Source organism: Streptococcus sanguinis SK49 (assembly GCF_000212815.1).
Lineage (GTDB): Bacteria > Bacillota > Bacilli > Lactobacillales > Streptococcaceae > Streptococcus > Streptococcus sanguinis_C.
In genome coordinates, this window is sequence record NZ_GL890985.1 from 266,004 (window position 1) to 273,620 (window position 7,617).

The window sequence follows — 7,617 nt, forward strand, 5'->3', positions numbered from 1 at the left end:
CTAGAAAATGGCATTTAAAGACAACGCAGTTGAACTTGAAGAACGTTTAGTTGCCATCAACCGTGTTACAAAAGTTGTTAAAGGTGGACGTCGTCTTCGCTTTGCAGCTCTTGTAGTTGTTGGTGATCGCAATGGTCGTGTTGGCTTCGGTACTGGTAAAGCTCAAGAAGTACCAGAAGCAATCCGCAAGGCAGTTGAAGATGCGAAGAAGAATTTGATTGAAGTACCAATGGTTGGTACAACAATTCCTCACGAAGTTCTTTCAGAATTTGGCGGAGCTAAAGTATTGCTTAAGCCAGCTGTTGAGGGTTCTGGAGTTGCTGCCGGTGGTGCGGTTCGTGCCGTCATCGAGTTGGCAGGTGTAGCAGATGTTACATCTAAATCTCTTGGCTCTAACACTCCAATCAACATCGTTCGCGCAACTGTTGAAGGTTTGAAACAATTAAAACGCGCTGAAGAAGTTGCTGCCCTTCGTGGTATTTCAGTTTCTGACTTGGCATAAGAAAGGGGATAACATGGCTCAAATTAAAATTACTTTGACTAAGTCTCCAATCGGACGCATCCCGTCACAACGTAAAACTGTTGTAGCACTTGGACTTGGCAAATTGAACAGCTCAGTTATCAAAGAAGATAATCCAGCAGTACGCGGTATGATTACTGCAGTATCACACTTGGTAACTGTTGAAGACGTTAAATAAGCTTTGCTGGTTTAACAACTTTAAATTAAAATACGTTAGGGGATGGGATTTTCTCAGCCCCTAAAACTAAATATATGTATAGGCGAGTTTATATAGGAGACACCTTTTCTCCTATATGAGCGCTAGCATTTTACAAAAGAGGAGAAATAATATAATGAAACTTCATGAATTACAACCTGCTGCAGGTTCTCGTAAAGTCCGCAACCGTGTTGGTCGTGGTACATCATCTGGTAACGGTAAAACATCTGGCCGTGGTCAAAAAGGTCAAAAAGCTCGTAGCGGTGGCGGCGTTCGCCTTGGTTTTGAAGGTGGGCAAACTCCATTGTTCCGTCGTCTTCCAAAACGTGGTTTCCTAAACATCAACCGCAAAGAATATGCGATTGTTAACCTTGACCAACTGAACGCCTTTGAAGATGGCGCTGAAGTAACACCAGTTGTTCTCATCGAAGCAGGTATTGTAAAAGCTGAAAAATCAGGTATCAAGATTCTTGGTAACGGAGAATTGACAAAGAAATTGACTGTTAAGGCAGCTAAATTCTCTAAATCAGCTGAAGAAGCTATCACTGCTAAAGGTGGTTCAGTGGAAGTCATCTAAGCGAGGTGACCTATGTTTTTCAAACTATTAAAAGACGCATTTAAAATCAAACAGGTACGGTCTAAGATTCTGTTCACGATTTTTATCATCTTAGTTTTCCGTATCGGTACAACCATAACGGTTCCAGGGATTAATGCCAAAGCCTTAAGCAATTTGAATGATTTGCCATTCTTGAATATGCTAAGCTTGGTCTCTGGTAACGCCATGCGCAACTTCTCTGTCTTTGCACTTGGAGTCAGTCCTTACATCACAGCTTCGATCGTTGTTCAGCTGCTGCAAATGGACTTGCTTCCGAAGTTTGTAGAGTGGGGCAAGCAAGGGGAAGTGGGACGGAGGAAGCTGAATCAAGCGACCCGTTATATCGCCCTAGTTTTGGCCTTTGTGCAGGCAATTGGGATTACCGCTGGTTTTGATACTCTCTCAAGAGCTAATCTGGTTGCCAATCCTAATGTTCAGACCTACGCTTTGATTTGCGTTCTTCTAGCAACTGGTTCAATGATTGTAACTTGGCTAGGTGAGCAGATTACAGACAAGGGTTACGGAAATGGCGTTTCCATGATTATCTTTGCCGGAATCGTCTCAGCTATCCCTGATATGATTAAAGGTATTTATGAAGATTACTTTGTCAATATTCCGAGTGAGCGTTTGACTTCATCCTTCATTTTTGTAGGGATTCTGATTGTGGCAGTCCTGCTTATCATTTACTTTACAACCTTTGTACAGCAGGCTGAATATAAAATTCCAGTTCAGTATACGAAAGTAGCTAAGGGTGCACCTTCTAGCTCCTATCTGCCACTTAAAGTCAATCCGGCTGGGGTTATTCCAGTAATCTTTGCCAGCTCGATTACAGCTGCACCGGCAGCGATTTTCCAAGTTGTCAGTGCCATGGGCTATGACGCAGATTGGGTTAAGACAGCTCAGTCACTTTTGGCAACAACGACCATTAGTGGCATGTTCATGTACGCCTTCCTGATTGTCCTCTTTACATTCTTCTATACTTTTGTACAGATTAATCCAGAGAAGACAGCAGAAAATCTGCAAAAGAGCGGAGCCTATATTCCAGGTGTTCGTCCAGGTAAAGGAACAGAAGACTACATGTCTAAACTGCTGCGCCGTTTGGCAACAGTGGGATCTCTCTTCCTAGGTTTCATTTCTATCCTGCCTATCTTGGCTAAAGATGTATTTGGATTGACAGATGCCGTTGCTCTTGGAGGAACCAGTCTCTTGATCATCATCTCAACCGGTATTGAGGGAATGAAACAGCTAGAAGGCTACCTGCTGAAGAGAAAGTATGTCGGCTTTATGGATACATCAGAGTAAGGGAACTTTTGAATTGCTTGTCTAATGAGAAGCTTGTTCAGATAACCTTTCTTGAACCGAAAATAAACAAAATAAAAGGGGACAGAGTAGACTCACCCCCTTCTATTTTGTTTTTAAACGAGTTTATTAATCGGTTTAATAGATTGCTTTAAAAACAAAAAAGGAGACCAATCATGAATCTTTTGATTATGGGCTTACCAGGTGCTGGTAAAGGAACTCAAGCTGCTAAAATCGTTGAGCGCTTCAATGTTGCACATATTTCAACTGGAGATATGTTCCGTGCGGCGATTGCTAACCAAACAGATATGGGCGTTTTAGCCAAGTCCTATATTGACAAGGGCGAGTTGGTGCCAGATGAAGTCACAAACGGAATCGTTAAAGAACGCTTGAGTCAAGATGATATTAAGCAAACAGGCTTCCTCTTGGATGGCTATCCGCGCACGATTGAGCAAGCAAATGCCTTGGACCAAACTCTGGCAGAGCTTGATTTGGCTTTGGATGGCGTTATCAATATAGAAGTAGATCCTAATTGTTTACTGGAGCGTTTGAGCGGCCGGATTATCCATCGTGAAACAGGCGAAACCTTCCACAAGGTATTCAATCCACCAGCAGACTACAAGGAAGAGGATTATTACCAGCGCGAAGATGACAAGCCTGAGACAGTTAAACGTCGTTTGGATGTCAATATCGCACAGGGTCAGCCGATTATTGAACACTATCGCAGCAAAGGTCTGGTCCATGATATTCAAGGAAATCAAGATATTAATGATGTCTTCTCAGCTATCGAAAAAGTCTTGACAAATTTGAAATAAAAGCGTTTTTCCTGCTTGCAATATTTGACAAGTAGTGATACAATGAATTAGTCTGACTTATAATTGTTACCTCTGTGCTCAGAGGGATCAAATCGAAATTTATGGAGGTACTTTTGCGTGGCAAAAGACGATGTGATTGAGGTTGAAGGCAAGGTAGTTGATACAATGCCTAATGCAATGTTTACGGTTGAACTTGAAAATGGACATCAGATTTTAGCAACAGTTTCTGGTAAAATTCGTAAAAACTATATTCGTATTTTAGCGGGAGACCGTGTGACTGTAGAAATGAGTCCTTATGATTTGACACGTGGACGGATCACATACCGCTTTAAATAATCGAAAAACTTGGAGGGAAAAAATGAAAGTAAGACCATCGGTCAAACCAATTTGCGAATACTGCAAAGTTATTCGTCGTAATGGTCGTGTTATGGTAATTTGCCCAGCAAATCCAAAACACAAACAACGTCAAGGATAAGATAGAAAGGAGAAAAAATGGCTCGTATTGCTGGAGTTGACATTCCAAATGACAAACGTGTAGTCGTTTCACTGACTTATGTGTACGGTATCGGACTTCCAACTTCTAAGAAAATCTTGGCAGCTGCTGGAGTTTCAGAAGACATCCGTGTAAAAGATCTTACAATCGAACAAGAAGACGCTATCCGTCGTGAAGTAGATGCGATTAAAGTTGAAGGTGACCTTCGTCGTGAAGTAAACTTGAACATCAAACGTTTGATGGAAATCGGTTCATACCGTGGAATCCGTCACCGTCGTGGACTTCCTGTCCGTGGACAAAACACTAAAAATAACGCCCGCACTCGTAAAGGTAAAGCTATTGCGATTGCAGGTAAGAAAAAATAATATAAGGAGGTAAAAAGTCTTGGCTAAACCAACACGTAAACGTCGTGTGAAGAAAAATATCGAATCCGGTATTGCTCATATTCACGCTACATTTAATAACACTATTGTTATGATTACTGATGTGCACGGTAACGCGATTGCTTGGTCATCTGCTGGAGCTCTTGGATTTAAAGGTTCTCGTAAATCTACACCATTTGCTGCCCAAATGGCATCAGAAGCAGCTGCTAAATCTGCACAGGAACACGGTCTGAAATCAGTTGAAGTTACTGTAAAAGGTCCAGGTTCTGGTCGTGAGTCTGCTATTCGTGCTCTTGCTGCCGCTGGTCTTGAGGTAACAGCTATTCGTGATGTGACTCCTGTACCACACAATGGTGCTCGTCCTCCAAAACGTCGCCGTGTATAATCACCAACCGTTACACTGCTTTTCGTTTAAGAGGGAGTATAGCAAATGATTGAGTTTGAAAAACCAAATATAACAAAAATTGATGAAAATAAAGATTATGGCAAGTTTGTAGTAGAGCCGCTTGAGCGTGGTTATGGTACAACACTGGGAAATTCTCTTCGCCGTGTGCTTTTGGCTTCACTTCCAGGTGCTGCTGTTACTTCAATTAATATTGAAGGTGTTTTGCACGAGTTTGATACGATTTCCGGTGTCCGTGAAGACGTGATGCAAATTATTCTGAACGTCAAAGGGATTGCTGTAAAATCTTACGTCCAAGACGAAAAGATTATTGAACTGGATGTTGAAGGCCCAGCAGAAGTAACTGCCGGAGATATTTTGACAGACAGTGATATTGAAATTATAAACCCTGATCATTATCTCTTTACAATCGGAGAAGGCGCAAGCTTTAAGGCAACAATGACTGTCAACAGTGGTCGTGGTTATGTGCCTGCTGATGAAAATAAGAAAGATGATGCACCAGTGGGAACACTTGCGGTGGATTCTATCTATACGCCAGTGACAAAAGTTAATTACCAGGTTGAGCCAGCTCGCGTTGGTAGCAACGATGGTTTTGACAAACTAACCCTTGAAATTTTAACGAATGGAACAATTATTCCAGAAGATGCTTTGGGACTTTCAGCCCGCATCCTTACAGAACACTTGAATCTCTTCACTAACCTGACAGAAGTAGCTATCGCTGCAGACGTTATGAAGGAAGCAGAAAAGACTTCTGATGACCGCATTTTGGAACGGACCATCGAAGAATTAGATTTGTCAGTTCGCTCATACAACTGTTTGAAACGTGCAGGTATCAATACTGTATTTGATTTGACAGAAAAATCTGAGCCTGAAATGATGAAAGTTCGTAACTTGGGACGCAAGAGTCTGGAAGAAGTAAAAGTTAAACTTGCTGATCTCGGTCTGGGGTTAAAAAACGATAAATAAAGGAGGAATACATGGCTTACCGTAAACTAGGACGCACTAGCTCACAACGTAAAGCAATGCTTCGCGATTTGACTACTGATTTGCTGATCAACGAATCAATCGTGACAACTGAAGCTCGTGCTAAAGAAATCCGTAAAACAGTTGAAAAAATGATTACATTGGGCAAACGTGGAGACTTGCACGCTCGTCGTCAAGCAGCAGCTTTTGTACGCAATGAAATCGCATCAGAAAACTATGATGAAGCAACAGAAAAGTATACTACAACTACTGCTCTTCAAAAATTGTTCTCTGAGATTGCACCACGCTATGCAGAGCGCAACGGTGGATATACTCGTATCCTGAAAACTGAACCGCGCCGTGGAGATGCTGCGCCAATGGCAATCATCGAATTAGTTTAAGATCATCAATCTTTGTTGAGTGTTATGATGATGGAATAGAAGCTCTATTCTTAGTCTAGCTCTGGTCTACCGCTAGGATTCTTTCCTAGCGGGAACACTCATCATATAGTTGATAATAGGTAGACGCTTGTTTACGAAATTGCTTTTAAGGCAAAAACAATTTCGTAAGCAGGCGTTTTTGTATAAGGCTAGGAAAATACCTTAAATTTTGTTATAATATTTTAACACTATCAAAAATTTATAGGAAATGAAAATGATGGATTCAATCCAAATTTTAAAAGAACGCTATTTAAAGAATATCAAAGAAAATCCAACTGTCTACATTGGCATTGAGTTAGAATTTCCTATTGTCAATAGCCAGGGCGGAGCGACTGATACAAATGTTGCAAAAAATCTCTTGAAACGTCTGTTGGAAGAGTATGATTTTGAGTCGGAACGATTTGATAGAGATGGGAATCCTATCCAACTGAAATCTACTAAAAATGAAGACAGAATTCTTTTTGAGGTCTCTTACAATACTTTGGAATTTGCTTTTGCCAAGGCTAGAAGAATTCAAGAAGTTGAAGAGCGTTTTAAGAAGTATCTAGACATTATTCAGCCAATTCTGCGCGAAGAAAACCATGAAATTCAAGGAGAAGGTATTCATCCTTTCTGGGCAGAAAATGATAACAATCCAGTTAAATATCCAAGATATGAAATGCTGATGCAGTATTTAGCTATGGGAAAGAACATGGAAGGTCTGCACAATTATCCGGAATATGGAGCTTTTATTTGTGGGAGTCAAGTGCAGTTGGATGTTTCAAGAGAGAATTATTTGACTGTTATCAATGTCTTCAATCAAATTGAAGCTGCTAAGGCATACCTTTTTGCCAATTCAGAATTTTCAGATTCTTCTTGGAATACAAAAATAGCTCGGGATATTTTCTGGGAGCAATCAATGCATGGCATTTTACAGGAAAATGCGGGTGTTAATTCGAAAGATTTCCAAACTGAAGATGAATTTTTTGCATATCTTGATAGATCAGCACTTTTTACTGCCGAACGAAATGGTCAATCCTACTATTTCTATCCGATAGCTGCTAATGAATACTTGAGTCAAAAAACTATTGAAGCTTATAGCCTCTCAGGTGAGAAAGTAAACTTGACACCAAAGGAATCAGACTTCAAGAATCACAGAAGCTATCAGTATCAAGATTTGACGACACGAGGGACAGTAGAGTTTCGGAGTGTCTGCACCCAGCCTTTTGATAAAACCTTTTCTTCTGCTGCTTTTCATCTTGGTATTATAGAAAATTTGGAAAATGTAAAAGCCTATTTACAAGATGCTCCCTTCTTTCAGCAGGAAGGTCGAGATTACAAAGCTTTAAGAAGAAAGTTTTCTAAAAAAGAGTTGACCGCAAGTGAAATAGAGCATATTTATGAATTCGCAGAGAGTTTGCTTCAGCTGGCGAGGGCTGGTTTAATAGCACGTCAACTAGGTGAGGAAGCTTATCTTCCCTCTCTTTAATAGAGGCTAGCCTCTGATGAATAAAAAATTCTAGAAAAATTT

The 7,617-nt window shown here is 40.7% G+C and carries 12 protein-coding genes; all 12 read left to right on the forward strand.

Annotated elements, in window-relative coordinates:
• Positions 1 to 7 precede the first annotated feature (7 nt).
• On the forward strand, positions 8 to 502 hold the full coding sequence (rpsE, locus tag HMPREF9380_RS09565) for a 30S ribosomal protein S5 (RefSeq protein ID WP_002894506.1): 495 nt from the start codon (positions 8 to 10) through the stop codon (positions 500 to 502).
• 13 nt (positions 503 to 515) lie between these two features.
• Positions 516 to 698 (forward strand): 50S ribosomal protein L30, encoded by a 183-nt coding sequence (rpmD, locus tag HMPREF9380_RS09560; protein ID WP_002899668.1) that lies wholly within the window; start codon positions 516 to 518, stop codon positions 696 to 698.
• A 154-nt stretch (positions 699 to 852) separates the two neighbouring features.
• Positions 853 to 1,293 (forward strand): 50S ribosomal protein L15, encoded by a 441-nt coding sequence (rplO, locus tag HMPREF9380_RS09555; RefSeq protein WP_002901833.1) that lies wholly within the window; start codon positions 853 to 855, stop codon positions 1,291 to 1,293.
• A 12-nt stretch (positions 1,294 to 1,305) separates the two neighbouring features.
• Positions 1,306 to 2,613 carry a preprotein translocase subunit SecY gene (gene secY, locus HMPREF9380_RS09550; RefSeq protein ID WP_002931923.1) on the forward strand — a complete coding sequence of 436 codons (1,308 nt, stop codon included), beginning with the start codon at positions 1,306 to 1,308 and terminating at the stop codon, positions 2,611 to 2,613.
• 173 nt (positions 2,614 to 2,786) lie between these two features.
• Positions 2,787 to 3,425, forward strand: a complete 639-nt coding sequence (locus tag HMPREF9380_RS09545; RefSeq protein ID WP_002931925.1) for an adenylate kinase — start codon at positions 2,787 to 2,789, stop codon at positions 3,423 to 3,425.
• Between the two features lie 117 nt (positions 3,426 to 3,542).
• Positions 3,543 to 3,761, forward strand: coding sequence for a translation initiation factor IF-1 (gene infA / locus HMPREF9380_RS09540; RefSeq protein WP_001029883.1), 219 nt, complete (start codon positions 3,543 to 3,545; stop codon positions 3,759 to 3,761).
• Between the two features lie 22 nt (positions 3,762 to 3,783).
• The gene (rpmJ, locus tag HMPREF9380_RS11295; RefSeq protein WP_001808836.1) at positions 3,784 to 3,900 is read left to right on the forward strand and encodes a 50S ribosomal protein L36; all 117 of its coding nucleotides are present in this window, start codon (positions 3,784 to 3,786) and stop codon (positions 3,898 to 3,900) included.
• 17 nt (positions 3,901 to 3,917) lie between these two features.
• Positions 3,918 to 4,283, forward strand: coding sequence for a 30S ribosomal protein S13 (gene rpsM / locus HMPREF9380_RS09535; protein WP_002931932.1), 366 nt, complete (start codon positions 3,918 to 3,920; stop codon positions 4,281 to 4,283).
• Positions 4,284 to 4,302: 19 nt separating this feature from the next.
• Positions 4,303 to 4,686: a 30S ribosomal protein S11 gene (rpsK, locus tag HMPREF9380_RS09530; protein ID WP_001118385.1), complete on the forward strand. Its 384-nt coding sequence runs from the start codon at positions 4,303 to 4,305 to the stop codon at positions 4,684 to 4,686.
• Positions 4,687 to 4,731: 45 nt separating this feature from the next.
• The gene (locus HMPREF9380_RS09525; protein WP_002894519.1) at positions 4,732 to 5,670 is read left to right on the forward strand and encodes a DNA-directed RNA polymerase subunit alpha; all 939 of its coding nucleotides are present in this window, start codon (positions 4,732 to 4,734) and stop codon (positions 5,668 to 5,670) included.
• 11 nt (positions 5,671 to 5,681) lie between these two features.
• The gene (gene rplQ, locus HMPREF9380_RS09520; protein ID WP_002894521.1) at positions 5,682 to 6,068 is read left to right on the forward strand and encodes a 50S ribosomal protein L17; all 387 of its coding nucleotides are present in this window, start codon (positions 5,682 to 5,684) and stop codon (positions 6,066 to 6,068) included.
• Between the two features lie 247 nt (positions 6,069 to 6,315).
• A complete protein-coding gene (locus HMPREF9380_RS09515; protein ID WP_002931941.1) occupies positions 6,316 to 7,575 on the forward strand; it encodes a glutamate-cysteine ligase family protein in 1,260 nt (419 codons plus the stop codon).
• The last annotated feature ends 42 nt before the right edge of the window (positions 7,576 to 7,617 follow it).